The sequence below is a fragment of the Pseudoalteromonas sp. ATL1 genome (genome assembly GCF_058933015.1).
The window spans coordinates 511,913-525,850 of record NZ_JBZYXL010000002.1 but is presented as its reverse complement, the minus strand read 5'-3'; the positions used below and the strand labels follow the sequence as shown (position 1 = coordinate 525,850).

Here is a 13,938-nt window from a genome sequence, read left to right as displayed (position 1 = left end):
AACGATTTATTGGCTGTAAATAACCTCCTGAGTACTTCACTTTGTATTTGCTATCCAAAAATAAGGGAACAATGAAAAATTTTATACTAGCGGTGATCCTATTACCCTTCTCTGTTTTTACACACGCCCAAACCAATATTGTCACTGAACTACTGATGGGCCAATCTCACAATAGACTTAAAATAATTGATAATGACGACTTGGTACAAGATCACAACACTTCATTTAATGCATACTCTTACGGTTTGAGAGTAGGGTGGGAACTGACAGACAATATAAGTATTGAATTGGCTAAGCATCAGTCTAAAGATTCAACATTTGAGCATACTATTTCAGTCTCTAACTGGATTCCTGGTACTCCTTCAGCCCATTTCTCTGATCAGCCTGTTCGGATTTACCATTTCAATTCCAGCGTAGAATTACAATCAATCAGGCTTGGCGTCAAAGGTAAAATGGCATTGTTGCCTAGTCTGTCTGCCACTGGACGCTTTGGTATCGCACAGTGGAAATACAACAGTGCGACTCCTGCGAAAATTACAGATATATCAGAATCAAATCGCGATGATGGAGCCCGTGGCTATGATGGTTATGCAGCTTTGGGGCTCGAGTATAAAGTCACTGACAACTGGCATGTAGGTTTTGAGTACTCACTGCTTTTAATCAAAGAATCAAAAGAATATCAGTATACCGTGGGTTCAACTTACAAACACAACGTACATGATTTGTCTGTAATTGTAGGTTGGGCGTTCTGAGTTTTTAAATTTACAGCCAGTACTTGCTAGTATCAGACCCAGTACAAATACTAAGCATCTATTGGCTATATGTTGATTAAGAGAAAGTTGAAAGTGAAGCGCAGTGTTCAATTCAAAGTGTATTTAGTTTTACTTGTTGTTTGTATTATTGGTTACCAATATCAGGATGTGACAGTTGCTAACTTTTATGCCAATCCATTTTACATCGGATCTATGTTGCTAGGCTTTTGTGCTCTGTTCAAAGCAATTGGTTACACATGCCCCAAGTGTCTAAAAAACCAAGTTATATTGGGCTTTTATAAATATCGCTTTCCTGCTGCAACCTGCTATCGCTGTGGTTACGATATTGATAATCATCGAGCTGGGTAAGCTACTTGCTTGGCTTGAGTCAAATATTTTGAGCATGTTATGTCACCATTATGTCGCGCTTTGAAAGCGCAGTTTATAGGCTTAATTTTCTGCCTAACCAGCATTGTCTGTTTTTCAGCTGGTGCGGTTCAATTTGAGGTTTCTGGGCGCAATAACGCATATATAATAACGGTTACAGGCGAAACGGATAAAGGTGAAGCATTACTTGAACATTGGTATAAAAAGGCAGCGGAACTATGCGGTAATAAAAAAATGCGGGTAGAGCCAAACAATGGCCAACCTATTATTCAAGATACGCATTGTGGAGATGCCGTTAAAATCGAACAAGGCATCCAATCGTGTGAACGGATAAAAGCGAGTGTTTTTGGCAAAGTGATATGCAGCGTAAAATAAGTTTTATTAAGTTAAGAAAATATTTTAAAAGGGGGCTTAAATTTAGGCTGTTTTTATTGATGTTTGCTGTTTTTTTAGGCGGTTACTTATTTTTGCAAGGTAATACAGGACAATACAAGCTAACAAACTTTAAAGGTTTTTTCGGGTTAATCATTATTGTAATCGGAATATTTTTACCTTGGCGTTGGTTTGATGAAGATGATTAGGTACATGTTTAGAAAACAGATAGTTGTACCTCTGCATTTACTGTTTGTTGGCATTTTTTAAATTCAAAAAATACCCTACATCTATCTAACCCACCTGTGCATAGTACAGCTCCTTGTGTGTTAAATATTGTGCCCACACGTTTTCCATTTGCTGTTGGTATTGCGTGGCGGTTTGAGCATTTGTTAAGCCGTTTTGAATCAGTAAGTCGCACAGTTGCATGGCGCTGGCCATGGCGTTAAACATGCCTTGTGACGAGAGTGGGTCGAAGCTCATGGCGGCATCGCCAATGGCGAACCATTGTGGGCCGTAAAAGCGCTCTAACCTTGAGGTATTGGCGGCAATGATACCGTGTAATTGCTCACTGTGTGGGATCAATTGGTCTATCAAAGTCGCAAAGCCGTTGATTTGTTTGGCTTGATTTAAAAACCACTGTGTATCTTGGCTGTCGTGCTTTGGTATGTGTTCAGGGTCGAGTTGCCACGATATAACCCGTGCTTGCCTGCCTTGCTCACTTGGCTTGCTTTTGCAAGGGATGGGCGCGCTGTACCACCAGCCATTATCTTTACTACTTTGCTCTGTGCTACTGCTCGTACTACTAATAATGGCCATGTTTTTTGATAGTTTAAATTGCCCAGTCAGCCAAATAGACATCAGCTTGTCGAGTTGCTTTCTTTTTACTTTTTGCTTGCGGGCAAACACACAATGTCGGCCGCTGGCATCAATAACCATATCGGCACTTAACCGTTTATGTTGCGCGTGTTCCAGTTCTAAGTGCCATTTTTGGTCGTGAAAGTCACATGCTGTGAGCGTCGCGGGCCACAGGCATTGCACACCTTGTGATCGTGCTTGCTCTCGCAGTTGTTGTTCAAAATGCTGTCTGTCTAAATGCCACCCTGATCCGTCAGGGTTGCGTAAGTTATCCATCACAGTAGGTTGTGCACTGCCCCAGTAAGAGAGCATGCCTTGGCTTGAAATGTGTGGTCCTTCATCCAATAGATGTTCAATGTTAAGGAGTTTTAAAATACGCCGAGCGGCAGGGGGTAAGCATTCGCCCACCTTTTCTGGTGGCTTTGCATGAATGTCAATCAAGGTGACATGGTAGTGCTTTGCCAGTGCAAGGGCTGCAATACAGCCCCCAATGCCGGCTCCGATCACAACCACTTGCGTTTGCTCGGCGTGCATGGTTTTAGTCCTCGTAGCGGTTGGCTTTGTCTGTTCTGCTTAGGTCTGTGCGACTTTGCATGTCATCAAGCTGCGTACGTTTTTGCAGTTTGAGTGGCGCATTGTCGGCATTGCTGACTGGTGTCATACCTACTTGCATGGTGGTTGGGAAACCCGTTACTCCCGGCTTAGTTTGTTTCAGCACAACGGCCAGTTGACCAAACCCCGTCACCATGGAATTAATTTGCGCTTCATAGTCGGTTGACGGTCCAATGGGCAAATCGTCTAACCAAAACTCACGTTCATTAAAGGCGGTTTGGCGCTGCTCAGGCGTATTACTTTCGTCAATGACGATGTTGTAGTTAGCTTGATTGAGCATGTTATTTGGCACACGTGCAGGCCAAAATGTGGGTAAATAAGGGTCGTAGGCTGAGTTATAACCATCACGACAACTTGCGGTGTCGGTTTGCCATGGAATCGCCATCCAACGGGTAATGCCACCGGCAACTTGACCACTTAATAAGGGGCCGTCTGGTTGGCGGGTAATTTCGGGCGTCATCACTGGCCCATAATTGATGCCATGGGTTGGCGCGGTATTTTCAGCATGATGTAAGCGATAGGCTTCGCTGTACATACCCGCCGTGCGCATTGGCCATGTCATTTCACAACCCGGATGAAAGGCATCTGCCAAACAAAATTCCATTGCGGCACGGGTGAGCATATCAGGTTGCTCGCTTACTGGCACATCGTCAATGCTGGCTGGGGGTGTGTAAGTTGGGCTGTAGTCGGCAATAAAGTCACCTTCAACCCACTGCGCTAAGGCATTTAGTTGCAGGCGAGTGAGTGATACAAACTGTCGTGGTGAGTGGTTGGCATTTACGCTCATGGCATCACCATAGAGCCAAGGCCATTGTTGAGCCGATAATGCGCTAGGTTGTGGGTTCCAAGCTGTCACATTGTTTGGGTCACCATCAACTGAAAACTCGGTGTCTAAACGTCTAAAGTTGTGATACAGCGTACGGCGTCTTTCTTGCCAAATTGGGGATGGATCAGAAAGCTTGTTAAGCCATTGTTCGCTGGTAAAATCATATGGGCTTTTCCAACCAAACCCTGCTGCAAATCCGGCGTTAACCCATTGCAAGTCGGTCATGCGTTGGAATATTGGCAAAATATCATGAGTAAACGACGGCTTACACGGCTTTGGTAGCATGCCCGCAGTCACCGCCACATCACGCATTAAATCCCACATGGTACGTACCGACTTTTGCTGTGGCGCATAATCAGGTGGCGCGCAGATCACCCAAGCGGGTTTTACAGGCAGTGCTTGATCGTTAAACACCACCTCTGCGTTAATAGGGCCATCGGAAGTATCATCGTACCAACCTTCGTTGTTACCAAAGGTCACCGCAGGCTCACCTTTTAAGTTTTCAGACTTACCGTGCCCGCCTAACATCATTAAGCGCCCTTTATCATCCGTGCGCATTTCACCTAAGTACACGCTTTTGCCTTCAAACTGGCCAACAAACTTAGTGTTGTCGCCATCTAGATTTGTACCGCTTAGCTGGTGCTCACCACCGTCAATCAATAGCGTACTTCTGTCTGGTGTTTTTTTGTTACGCAGATATGAAGGATCCGCTTTTGCCGCTTCAGGAATATCCAGCGCTAGCTGAAACTCGTACCAAGAGGCTTTTTGGTTTGCCAACCTTGCTTGCCAAGTAATGGTGGCGTTGTCGGCCGTTAGCTCTTGCACCACTTGGCCTTGGCTATTTAACCCGTAAACACGAAATCGTGCCGCTTGGCGTTTTAATGCACCAGTGCTATCGCGATAAAAATCTTCGCCTTGCGCTGGTGGGTTATTCACTTCAGGGCCAATAAAATACGCTTGTTCACTATTACCCACACGCATCACACCAATAGGCGGGTATATCGCGGCACTTACAATGGTTGTATCTGAAACTGTTTGAGTCATCACATAGGTTCCTTGACTTAAATTTGCGTTTATCTGCCAACATCAATGCTCGCTGTACATGCATGGCAAAAACACAAAATTGGATGGGGTGAGCAACACTGCTCGACGGATAAGTGTATGCACTATCTTAAAAATCGCCAATTGCGCGGGGTTACATTTTTTTTGGGGGGAATGGGGGAGTTGTTAGCGGGGAGGCTGCTTTTGTTCAAGGTGGGATTGCGAGTAAAAGTGCGTACTTGACCTATATGTCGTGTTAATTTTTTAAAAATTTTATTTTTGGTTATGTTTAGCTATGTTTCTAAAGAGCAATAGCGCGAACTTGCGCTAGCAACCTGTTATGAGTAAATTGAACTCGGGAGAAATGCGACATGTGCGAGGAGAAAATAAAAAGAGACAAAGCATATGATGTAGCTTTAGCCACACGAAATTTTGAAATTGAACTCTTTTGGAAAAGATCGATCTTTTTTTGGGGGTTTATAGCTTCGTCCTTTGTCGGTTATGCGGCTTTAATGAAAGCCCATTCAAGTCTCGCGATTGTTATCGTTGGCTTCGGTTTTGTTTGTTCATGTGCCTGGACTCTCGTGAATCGAGGAAGTAAACGGTGGCAAGAAAATTGGGAACTGTTAGTTGCAGAAAAAGAAGATGAAATTACAGGTAAACTATTTGAAGACAGAAGATATAAAGAAGACGATCATAGTTGGTTATCTGCACAGCAATTTTCAGTAAGTAAAGTTGCAATAGCGCTTAGTGATTTTACAGCTTTAGTATGGTTAATACTGATGTGTTGGCATGTTGTTAAGATATTTTATGTTCCAGAGTACGCAGCGGAAATTGGCGTAATTTCAATATCAGTATTAAGTATATTTTTCGCTATCATAATGATTTGTCAGGGCAAGTCTAGCGATTAAATACATAAAAAGTAGCGTCGATTGACAAAAAATAAATGTCACGAATTTTGGTCCCCATAATGTAGCGCTATATATTTTTGCAACAGTGTTCAGCGTTATGAGTCTTTCGAGTATTAAGAAAATGGACGATATTAAGTTAATAGTTGGTATTTTAGCATTCCTCGGGGTTGTAATTGGTGCTTGTCTTCAATACGCTTTTACTCGGCATATTGAGCGCCAAAAGCATTCTCAGGATCTTCGTTCTAAAGCATACATGGACTATTTAAAATGTGTTTGCGAATTAGCTCAATTTCGGCCTAAGTTCGATAGCCAAGAGCAAAAAGAGTTAGCTTCACGTACAGGTGACGCTAAAGCTCGTATTTGTTTGTATGGTTCTAATTCAGTTATCGCAGCATTCTCAAAATTCGAGCAACTTGGGGCTACAATAAATACTCCAGAACAGCGTGATGCTTTTACTAATATGGTTACTGAAATGCGCGCGGACTCTGGTACAAAACCATGTGACAATATGTCTGATATTAAGCATGTCATGCTAGGCGTAGATTAGGCTTACAATAAGGCGCTGCTGTCAGGAAAAATTTGCGGTTCAATTTTATCGCAGAGCGAGGTGTTCTAACTGGGGCAGCCATATCAATCCAAATAATTCTGAGGTAATTGTGATTGACCAAGCACGGCAACTATCAGGATAAAGCTATCTTCTTTGGTAAAGTAGGCTGTGTGCTTGCCAACTGGGAAGTAGAAGCCGCTTGGGTATAACTCATCACAGCTTTTAGCAATCACGAGAGGTTAATTAGTAATAGATTCACTGAAAATAAAAATAGCAGCCTCGGATATTGGAAACGAGCCTGCTAGACTAGCGGAAAACTGTTACTTCAAAGAGATTAAAAAGCTTTACTCACAAATGGCCGTCCATCGTGACTTTGCACCGCGCAATTTAAGCGTTCACGCGTAGGCGAAACTTCGTTGACTTTAATATAAAAAATAACGCGCTTAAAGAGAGTGTTTTGGTGCACTATGGTTTTATTAAAATGCCAATATTGCTCTACTTCGAAGGTGCTATTGCGGGCAAATAAGATATCAAACCGATTAGTTTCATCGTATTTTGGGTCGATGTTTAGTGGAAGGCGATGGCCGTTAACGCCATTAATTTCATAAACAATTAAGTTCGGATTGCCACCACCACAGCATATATGAGCATGCTGATAATCGAGATTAGTTGAACTTGGTTGGTAAGCTTTGTCTGCAATTATATCTCCTTTATCTAATCGTTTCGACAGTAGCTTATCAGAAATGCCGTGGTCTTGAGTGTACCTAAAGCTAGTACCTCGGTATTTAGGTAGTAATTTTAACCCAGAATCTAAATGCTCAATGAGTCTAGGTTGTAAAACTAAATCGGCAAATGTTGTCATTTGTGGTGTAAAGCCATATCGGATGAAGCAGTTTGTGGACTTAAAATCACTTTGGTATTTATGGATAGCTCGTTTAGACAGTGATATGAAAGTTTCCAACAGCTGACTTGAACAAGCTTGAGAGTCTAGATTATGGATCTGAGAAATCATTTTAAAATATCCTATGCTTCAAACATATTACTGGCGATTTTGTAACGGATGTTTCTTATCGCAAACTCAGTGTTATGCTTTGCAAGCTTACTGTTTCCTGCAAAGAAGATGATAGGGCTAGAAAGCATATTTGCGATGATTTCACGCTTGATTCTCACATTTTCAAAGACAGTTGCATGTCCAACTTTAAGGGTTAAATACTGATCAGGACTAATGGTGAGCACAACTGTTTTGTATTTACAATTGGTGTATTGCAATGCACTACTCTTGTATTTAAATCCTGACGGAAAGTAACGATGGGGCTTTAGAGCGATGCTTCTTACTCCAATATCATCAAAAATAACATCAATGCCATTTGAGGCTTGACCTCGAGGTAAAATCCGGCCTAAAGGTGCTGCAGCACTTAAGTTTAAATAACTATTCGTATTGTCTCCTAGGCGGATGCCAAATGATGAGTATTGCTCCGAATTTAATCCTAACCCGGCATTTTGACTACAGTTTTTGTAGTCAAATGTTAGCTCTATATGACTGGCTTTTGTTCGCAACAAGGAGTAGGGGTATAAAACAAGTACACTCATCGCGTCGCCTTCTTGCGCGTTCAGTAATTGATATTCAGTCTGTTGATTATGAATAGTAACAGTAGGCATACCTAACTGAGAGCTGGCCATAAACTTTTTTAGACTGTTTTGGTGCGACAGTTTTAATATAGCCTGGTTACCAGGTTCAGTGCTTTTCAACTGAGAGATGCTTTGTTTTGCGCTCACAGGTAGAGAGTAGTTCAGTGCTAGCATTAGTATCATCGAGTAGATCAACATCATTGTCGGTAGTATGAACGCAAAGGGGTTGTTTAGCGCATTGTTTCTAGGTTTCATATCTTTTCTCTAAGTTGCTCTAAGTTGCTCTAAGTTGCTCTAAGTTGCTCAATGTGTGTTTCGTTTTATAGTGAAACACGCATTGTAAAAATTATGGATTTAGAGAGTTGTCATAAATTGCTTTCAGAGGGCCTTCAAGGAGTCTACTTCGCATCAAATTTACCTGACTAGAAGTGAATGCTCTACGCTTTCCTTCTAGCGTGTTTTCAAGCATATAGTTAAAATATGACAGTGCATTAATGCATGTTTGATCTGTGTCAGTAGGGGTTTCGCAAATAGATAGTTTTGGGTTCTTAACTACTGTGCTCGGCAAGCCGAGAAAATGTCCTAGCTCATGAGTAAGAACGGTCCCCATATTTGTCATATTCGCCACTTGTTGAGGTTTTCCCGTCCCTTTTTCAAATTGCATTTGAGCTTCAATAGGTAAAGTAGTTAACTGGAATATACGCTCATCCACTAGAATACCTTTTGGTACGTTACCCGTTGGATTTGTAAATAGTGTTTTGCTCAATTTTGAGCCCGCTAATTTTTGAGTGTCAGTGACCCAAATATTAATATAACGAGATTCATCCCAAGTTGGTCTGTTGTCGGTCAATAATATATCTGGATTAGGAGAGCTTATTCTGTTAATGCCATTGGTTTGTTCACCCTCTTCAGAAACAGTCGCCAAATAAAATTGAATTCCAGTGTCATTCCCAAATGGTGTGTGTTCTGAAGTATTAGCCATAAATGTATTCATCGATGATGCAGCCCTAAAATGCCTATTTAGAACATCTATGCGGCTTTGAATCTGCATATCTGATATTTCACTTTTTTCTTCTTGCTGAACATGAACGACTATAGGCAGTTTGATGACTTCTTCAGCGTTTGCAGGAGGTTGATATATTGAAGTAAAGCTTGCTGTAATGTGGCACGAAGCAGATACATTTTTTACGGTCCAAGAATTTTGTGCAAGTTGTGTAACGCCACAACCTACTACGCTGTTGACTTTATGCCCTGAGTTTGGTCGTGTTTTAAACGTAAAGTCACTGCCTACGATTGCTGTGTTGGGAAAATCAAGTAATGCACCAAGCCCTGTGATTGAACCTGTTATCGAAATTTGTTTTATTGTGTCCTCTGTTACCGACACTTCACAATCTTGATTTACTCCCGACAAAACGATCGTGTCTCTTTGTTGGTTTAGCTGTGCTCCGCATCCAGAAACAGTATCGATGAGGTAACCAGCTTTAGATGAAATAACAAAAGCGCCTTGTTGATCTGCGGTTAATTCAAGACTTTCAGGAGTGATAGTAAAAGCATCTTGATTGAATTTAACCGTGACCTTAGAGCTGGTCGCTACTGGCTGCTGAACTTGGCTACTACCCGTAGCTGTTTCTACGCGCTGGATGTTGGCTGTCTTATTTTCTCCAGAGCAGCCCAGTAAGGCTGCCACAGAAAAGCTAATAAGTGATATACGTAAATGGCTCATCATTGTTTGCCTCATAAATGAATTTTCATAACTATATTAATGCTCTCAAAAAGACATGCAGCAGTGAGTTAGCAAAAGTGAATGTATTTTGTACTGCATATTGCGATGGCGAGACATTACCATTAATGACAATAATGGGTTCTTTTTTGTTCTTAATTAATGTTTGGAATAATTTAGTTAACTTTTTGTGGGTTTATCATTATGTTATATAACGATATTTTTTATTTTCTTGCTGTGGTAAGACCTGTTTTGGTGTGTTTTTTTAATCAAAATAACGGAAAGGTTTTCTGTAAATTACCTATAACTATTTACAAGTTTAATTAACATTATTAACAATGTTTAGTTATTTATTGCTAGTTTATATAGAAGAGGTTTGACCTCTAAATTGGCGAACACAAGCACTTCATACTTAGTCGCTCCTGAAACCAACTTAATTTATTGAATTACTTGAAGAGCTAAACGATCTTACTACCCTCAAATTGCAACTTTTTCGAATCACATAGCCAAAACATTGCAATTTGAGTGTAAAAATGAAACCAAAACCAACCATGCAAACACCACAAAAGCACCTGCTTCAAATCGTAACATGTTTAACGGACAGTCACTTTAACATGCCACGCGTCTGCGATAAATGCGCCACTAGATTTGGCTGTGACTCGGTAGGTTATTTGAATGTGGGGTGAGGATCAATCCTTCGAATAAGTTGTTTATATATTCGATTGCAAGCGATGCGATAAACGCACTCAGCAGAGGGAGGTAGAAATCAAGGGTGTTGATTTGAAATACCCTTTGCCAACTCGCACTTAACCAACTAGGTAATCGGTACAATAAGACGTGTGCTCCCGCCACTTCGTTCTGTATGTGTCTCTTCAGAGGCGTTATTACTAGGACAGGAATATTACCTCAAATGGTTTTGAGGCAATTGCGATTGACCAAGCACGGCAACTATCAGAATAAAGCCATCTTCTTTGGTAAAGTAGGCTGTGTGCTTGCCAACTGGGAAGTAGAAGCCGCTTGGGTACAACTCATCACAGCTTTTAGCAACCGCAGGGTTATCCGCAAGCATTTGAAAAGCGGTCAATAGCTTGTCTCTATAACTATTCCATTGCAATTCGGAGAAATTTGTAACTGTATAACTTTTAATTTTAAGTAAATGGCCTTGTGCCAATTTACTTAGCTTATATTTGCTTGTTTGCATACATTGGGTTACAGGCTTTTCAAAAAGGTGTCGCCATCAACCACATTGCCATGCGCGAGATCTTCTTTTGCAGCGTCAAAGCAATGCTTAATATAATCTGCTTTCATTGCTTCGAGTTCTTCGTAGTCTTTAATAGACATAACAACAACCGCATCTTTGCTGTTTTTGCTGATTTTAATAGGCTCGCGTTGAGCATTGAGAAGTAGCTCGCCAAAATGTCGTTTAGCGTCATTTGCTGTTAATGTATGCATGTTGAGGCTCCAAACTTAGATGAGTAGTAAAAGTATAATTGTTTGTATGAAACATTCAATTTAATTAAAACGTGCGATTTGTGCGAATGTTAAATTAACTAAACTCCTCAAGATGTAACTCTCCCAAAACTTCCCTTCATCAACCAACTGTGTTTATATACAGTTCTTAAGCTCAATAAAGGAAAATACAATGAAATATCAAGGTAGTTGTCACTGTAAAGCGGTGCAGTTTGAAATAGAAACGCTAGAAATCACCGAAGCGCTACAATGCAACTGCTCTATTTGCATCAGAAAAAACGCCATTATGTCTAAAGCCAGTTTTGCTAAAAATGAGCTAACCATTTTAACTGGTCGTGACAATTTAAGCGTTTATCATTGGGGTGATCACGATGTGAATCATTATTTTTGCAAAACCTGTGGTATTTATCCTTTTCATGATACGAGCTATGACCCCGAAGTCTTTAGAGTGAACTTGGGGTGTTTAGAAGGGCTAGAACCAAGACAATTAAAGATCACAGAATTTAATGGCAGAGATGAGCTGTAACGGCTTACAAACGCACACCTGCTTAGTTTATTTATGTACCATAATTCAAATTAGCTGCTTGAAAGCAGTTAATTTGTTTACGTAACTTCCTAACGTTTAGCGTGTAAATAGCACGGTACATCACATCAACATCCCTCATCTTTATCCGCATATTTTGCTTTTACCAAGGCGATGTAGTGATCTAAATTCTTTTCACTGTGTTTGGTGAAGTGAACATTCGTTACCGTTAAATCTTGCATGCGATCTAGGCGGAACTCTCGATAGTCGTTGCGCATTAAACAAAACGCGATGAGCGTCCATTTTCCGCCCCAATAGACTAGGCCTAAAGGCTCAATATGACGAGTTGTTGGGTTGTCGTTGACATCTTTGTAGCTGAGCTTTACACACAGGTTTGCTTCTATGGACTCCCGTAGCAGGGCGCTAAAAGTTTGTTGTTGCTCATTGTGGTTGTAACTGGCGACCAAATAAGGCGAGTGTTCATGTTGTTGTTTGAGTCGTGCAGGTAGCACGGCTTCAATTTTATCAAGGGCGGATTTGGCATGGGCGCTGAGCTTAGGGTCGGTCCACGCACCGACCATTTTACTGCCCAGCAATAGTGCGGTGAGTTCATCAAAGCTAAACATCATCGGCGGCAGGGGTTGGTCGGCAATTAAATAGCCAATGCCTGCTTCACCTTGAATGGGCATGCCGGAGTTTTGTAGGTTTTCAATATCGCGGTAAATAGTACGTTCAGACACTTCAAAACGCTCGGCCAATTGGCGCGCGGTAATGGCGGTGCGCCTGCCTTTTAACACGTTGACCAGTTGAAATAGTCGCTCTGATTTATGCATATGAACGTACTTATTAATGGGTTACTTAAAAGCTGGCAGCTTAGCCATTACAGGGTGTTTGTTCAATGATTAAATTGTGAGTCATCACCACAGAGTCTTTATCTATCACTTGCATAAAGCTTTTGCACTCTGGAGAGTCGTAAAACATTTGCTCCACTTTTTGTGCATCTTCTTTTGATTGCCAGTACACCACATCAACATACACGTCTGCATCGGTTTGTTTCGCAACCGAGCGATATAAAAGCCCAGGTTGTTTATGAATAAACTCAGAAAACGCAGTGTTTGCTTGTACAAAATCTTGCTCACTCACGCCGTGCGCTAATTTAAAAGTAACGATTTCAACTAGATTGGTAGACATAACATTTCCTTAATTGATTGGTTGTTTAGTACGGGATTAAGTAAACCACAGCCCTTTGTCAGGGAATGTCAGGAGTGTTCAGCGGGTTATTTAAAAAATAACCGAGCAAGGGGCACTCGGTTGTTTGGTTGGTTTAAAGCTAAGGTTTAAAGCGTTACTCAACGCAAGTAGGGGCGTTGATAAGTTCACCGCTGTGGCTTGCCACGGCGGAGTCTAATACTTCTGGGCTAGACTCTACTTCCGATACTTTGATATAGGTAATATTGCGCTCGCGCGCGAAACCACCCGATGTTAAGGTTTTTCTAAATTGTGAATAGCCATCAATTTTAAACGCAGTATTACGGGGAAAAAGCACCTCAAACTGGTTTTTTGCCGCGCCACCCCCGGTAAAATTGGTCGGTAGAAATCGGCCATTTTGACCTTCAATCTCATAAAATACGAGGTTATCAGCACTGCCATAAAACTGCTCCGATTGCGGGGCATTCATAAAATTCAAATTGCTGGATGAAGACTGGTAGGCTTTATCAGCAACCACATCACCTATGCCAACTTCTCCTGATGCTAACTTTTCGCCAATACCAAAGTCTTGCGTGTAGCGGTAGCTTACGCCGTTATATTTTGGCAAATGCTCCAGTCCGGTATCCAGATTATGCATAAAGGTTTGTGTATCGGCTAAGTCGGCCAGCGCACCACTTGGGCCTGTAGGCACGCCCGTACGGGCGTAACTGTTAATGGCAGTAAAGTCGAGTGTATATCTGGCGATGGCCGCTCTTGATTGAGAGATCAATCGACCAAATAAACGACTGGCCTCGGGGAATGAGTTTTCATATTCAACCAAGGTAGCTGCGGCTGCTCCTGAGTCTTCATAGGCCAGTACATCGTCGATATAAGCGGCATTGGCGCTCGCTTTATCAACCGTTGCTGTGGTATTGGCAAAGCGGTTGAGTAATGCGGTTTTAGACTCTTCGCTTAATTCAGAGGCGAAGGTGAATGTTTTGCCATCGACTACCTCACTCTGGGTTTCTACTGCATGGGCCATGTTGATACAAAGCAATAGTAAAGGCGCGCTTAGTTTTTTAGTGAACATTGCTATTCTCCC

18 protein-coding genes are annotated in these 13,938 nt (G+C 41.7%); 7 read left to right on the top strand and 11 right to left on the bottom strand.

Annotated features, from left to right (window positions below; genetic code table 11):
* The first annotated feature begins 71 nt into the window (after nucleotides 1-71).
* From AC5FX4_RS20495 to AC5FX4_RS20480, 4 genes are all read left to right on the top strand, one after another.
* A complete protein-coding gene (locus AC5FX4_RS20495; RefSeq protein WP_493608270.1) occupies nucleotides 72-752 on the top strand; it encodes an outer membrane beta-barrel protein in 681 nt (226 codons plus the stop codon).
* Nucleotides 753-821: 69 nt separating this feature from the next.
* Nucleotides 822-1,121: a hypothetical protein gene (locus AC5FX4_RS20490; protein ID WP_493608269.1), complete on the top strand. Its 300-nt coding sequence runs from the start codon at nucleotides 822-824 to the stop codon at nucleotides 1,119-1,121.
* Between the two features lie 39 nt (nucleotides 1,122-1,160).
* Nucleotides 1,161-1,514 carry a hypothetical protein gene (locus tag AC5FX4_RS20485; RefSeq protein ID WP_493608268.1) on the top strand — a complete coding sequence of 118 codons (354 nt, stop codon included), beginning with the start codon at nucleotides 1,161-1,163 and terminating at the stop codon, nucleotides 1,512-1,514.
* The gene (locus AC5FX4_RS20480; RefSeq protein WP_493608267.1) at nucleotides 1,499-1,720 is read left to right on the top strand and encodes a hypothetical protein; all 222 of its coding nucleotides are present in this window, start codon (nucleotides 1,499-1,501) and stop codon (nucleotides 1,718-1,720) included. The genes AC5FX4_RS20485 and AC5FX4_RS20480 overlap by 16 nt, the downstream gene beginning before the upstream one ends.
* Nucleotides 1,721-1,805: 85 nt before the next feature.
* Here AC5FX4_RS20480 and AC5FX4_RS20475 read toward each other — a convergent pair whose 3' ends face one another.
* Both AC5FX4_RS20475 and AC5FX4_RS20470 read right to left on the bottom strand, forming a co-directional pair.
* Nucleotides 1,806-2,903: an NAD(P)/FAD-dependent oxidoreductase gene (locus tag AC5FX4_RS20475; RefSeq protein ID WP_493608266.1), complete on the bottom strand. Its 1,098-nt coding sequence runs from the start codon at nucleotides 2,901-2,903 to the stop codon at nucleotides 1,806-1,808.
* A 4-nt stretch (nucleotides 2,904-2,907) separates the two neighbouring features.
* Nucleotides 2,908-4,851, bottom strand: coding sequence for a LodA/GoxA family CTQ-dependent oxidase (locus AC5FX4_RS20470; RefSeq protein WP_493608265.1), 1,944 nt, complete (start codon nucleotides 4,849-4,851; stop codon nucleotides 2,908-2,910).
* A gap of 368 nt (nucleotides 4,852-5,219) precedes the next feature.
* Here AC5FX4_RS20470 and AC5FX4_RS20465 point away from each other — a divergent pair, with 368 nt between their 5' ends.
* Nucleotides 5,220-5,759 carry a RipA family octameric membrane protein gene (locus AC5FX4_RS20465; RefSeq protein ID WP_493608264.1) on the top strand — a complete coding sequence of 180 codons (540 nt, stop codon included), beginning with the start codon at nucleotides 5,220-5,222 and terminating at the stop codon, nucleotides 5,757-5,759.
* A 97-nt stretch (nucleotides 5,760-5,856) separates the two neighbouring features.
* A complete protein-coding gene (locus AC5FX4_RS20460; protein ID WP_493608263.1) occupies nucleotides 5,857-6,306 on the top strand; it encodes a hypothetical protein in 450 nt (149 codons plus the stop codon).
* A gap of 83 nt (nucleotides 6,307-6,389) precedes the next feature.
* Here the strand turns inward: AC5FX4_RS20460 and AC5FX4_RS20455 are convergent, their stop codons facing one another.
* From AC5FX4_RS20455 to AC5FX4_RS20430, 6 genes are all read right to left on the bottom strand, one after another.
* Nucleotides 6,390-6,539, bottom strand: coding sequence for a type II toxin-antitoxin system RelE/ParE family toxin (locus tag AC5FX4_RS20455; protein ID WP_493608262.1), 150 nt, complete (start codon nucleotides 6,537-6,539; stop codon nucleotides 6,390-6,392).
* Nucleotides 6,540-6,640: 101 nt separating this feature from the next.
* On the bottom strand, nucleotides 6,641-7,318 hold the full coding sequence (locus AC5FX4_RS20450; RefSeq protein ID WP_493608261.1) for a hypothetical protein: 678 nt from the start codon (nucleotides 7,316-7,318) through the stop codon (nucleotides 6,641-6,643).
* Between the two features lie 11 nt (nucleotides 7,319-7,329).
* Nucleotides 7,330-8,190: a hypothetical protein gene (locus tag AC5FX4_RS20445; protein ID WP_493608260.1), complete on the bottom strand. Its 861-nt coding sequence runs from the start codon at nucleotides 8,188-8,190 to the stop codon at nucleotides 7,330-7,332.
* A gap of 91 nt (nucleotides 8,191-8,281) precedes the next feature.
* A complete protein-coding gene (locus AC5FX4_RS20440; protein ID WP_493608259.1) occupies nucleotides 8,282-9,661 on the bottom strand; it encodes a zinc metalloprotease in 1,380 nt (459 codons plus the stop codon).
* 895 nt (nucleotides 9,662-10,556) lie between these two features.
* Nucleotides 10,557-10,856, bottom strand: coding sequence for a type II toxin-antitoxin system RelE/ParE family toxin (locus AC5FX4_RS20435; RefSeq protein WP_493608258.1), 300 nt, complete (start codon nucleotides 10,854-10,856; stop codon nucleotides 10,557-10,559).
* An 8-nt stretch (nucleotides 10,857-10,864) separates the two neighbouring features.
* A complete protein-coding gene (locus AC5FX4_RS20430; protein WP_493608257.1) occupies nucleotides 10,865-11,107 on the bottom strand; it encodes a type II toxin-antitoxin system Phd/YefM family antitoxin in 243 nt (80 codons plus the stop codon).
* Nucleotides 11,108-11,297: 190 nt separating this feature from the next.
* Here AC5FX4_RS20430 and AC5FX4_RS20425 point away from each other — a divergent pair, with 190 nt between their 5' ends.
* Nucleotides 11,298-11,651, top strand: a complete 354-nt coding sequence (locus AC5FX4_RS20425) for a GFA family protein (protein ID WP_493608256.1) — start codon at nucleotides 11,298-11,300, stop codon at nucleotides 11,649-11,651.
* A 125-nt stretch (nucleotides 11,652-11,776) separates the two neighbouring features.
* Here AC5FX4_RS20425 and AC5FX4_RS20420 read toward each other — a convergent pair whose 3' ends face one another.
* The 3 genes from AC5FX4_RS20420 to AC5FX4_RS20410 all read right to left on the bottom strand — a co-directional run bounded on the left by AC5FX4_RS20420 (nucleotide 11,777) and on the right by AC5FX4_RS20410 (nucleotide 13,926).
* On the bottom strand, nucleotides 11,777-12,481 hold the full coding sequence (locus tag AC5FX4_RS20420) for a helix-turn-helix transcriptional regulator (RefSeq protein ID WP_493608255.1): 705 nt from the start codon (nucleotides 12,479-12,481) through the stop codon (nucleotides 11,777-11,779).
* A 40-nt stretch (nucleotides 12,482-12,521) separates the two neighbouring features.
* Nucleotides 12,522-12,839, bottom strand: coding sequence for an antibiotic biosynthesis monooxygenase family protein (locus AC5FX4_RS20415; protein WP_493608254.1), 318 nt, complete (start codon nucleotides 12,837-12,839; stop codon nucleotides 12,522-12,524).
* Between the two features lie 154 nt (nucleotides 12,840-12,993).
* The gene (locus tag AC5FX4_RS20410) at nucleotides 12,994-13,926 is read right to left on the bottom strand and encodes a hypothetical protein (protein WP_493608253.1); all 933 of its coding nucleotides are present in this window, start codon (nucleotides 13,924-13,926) and stop codon (nucleotides 12,994-12,996) included.
* Nucleotides 13,927-13,938: the final 12 nt, after the last annotated feature.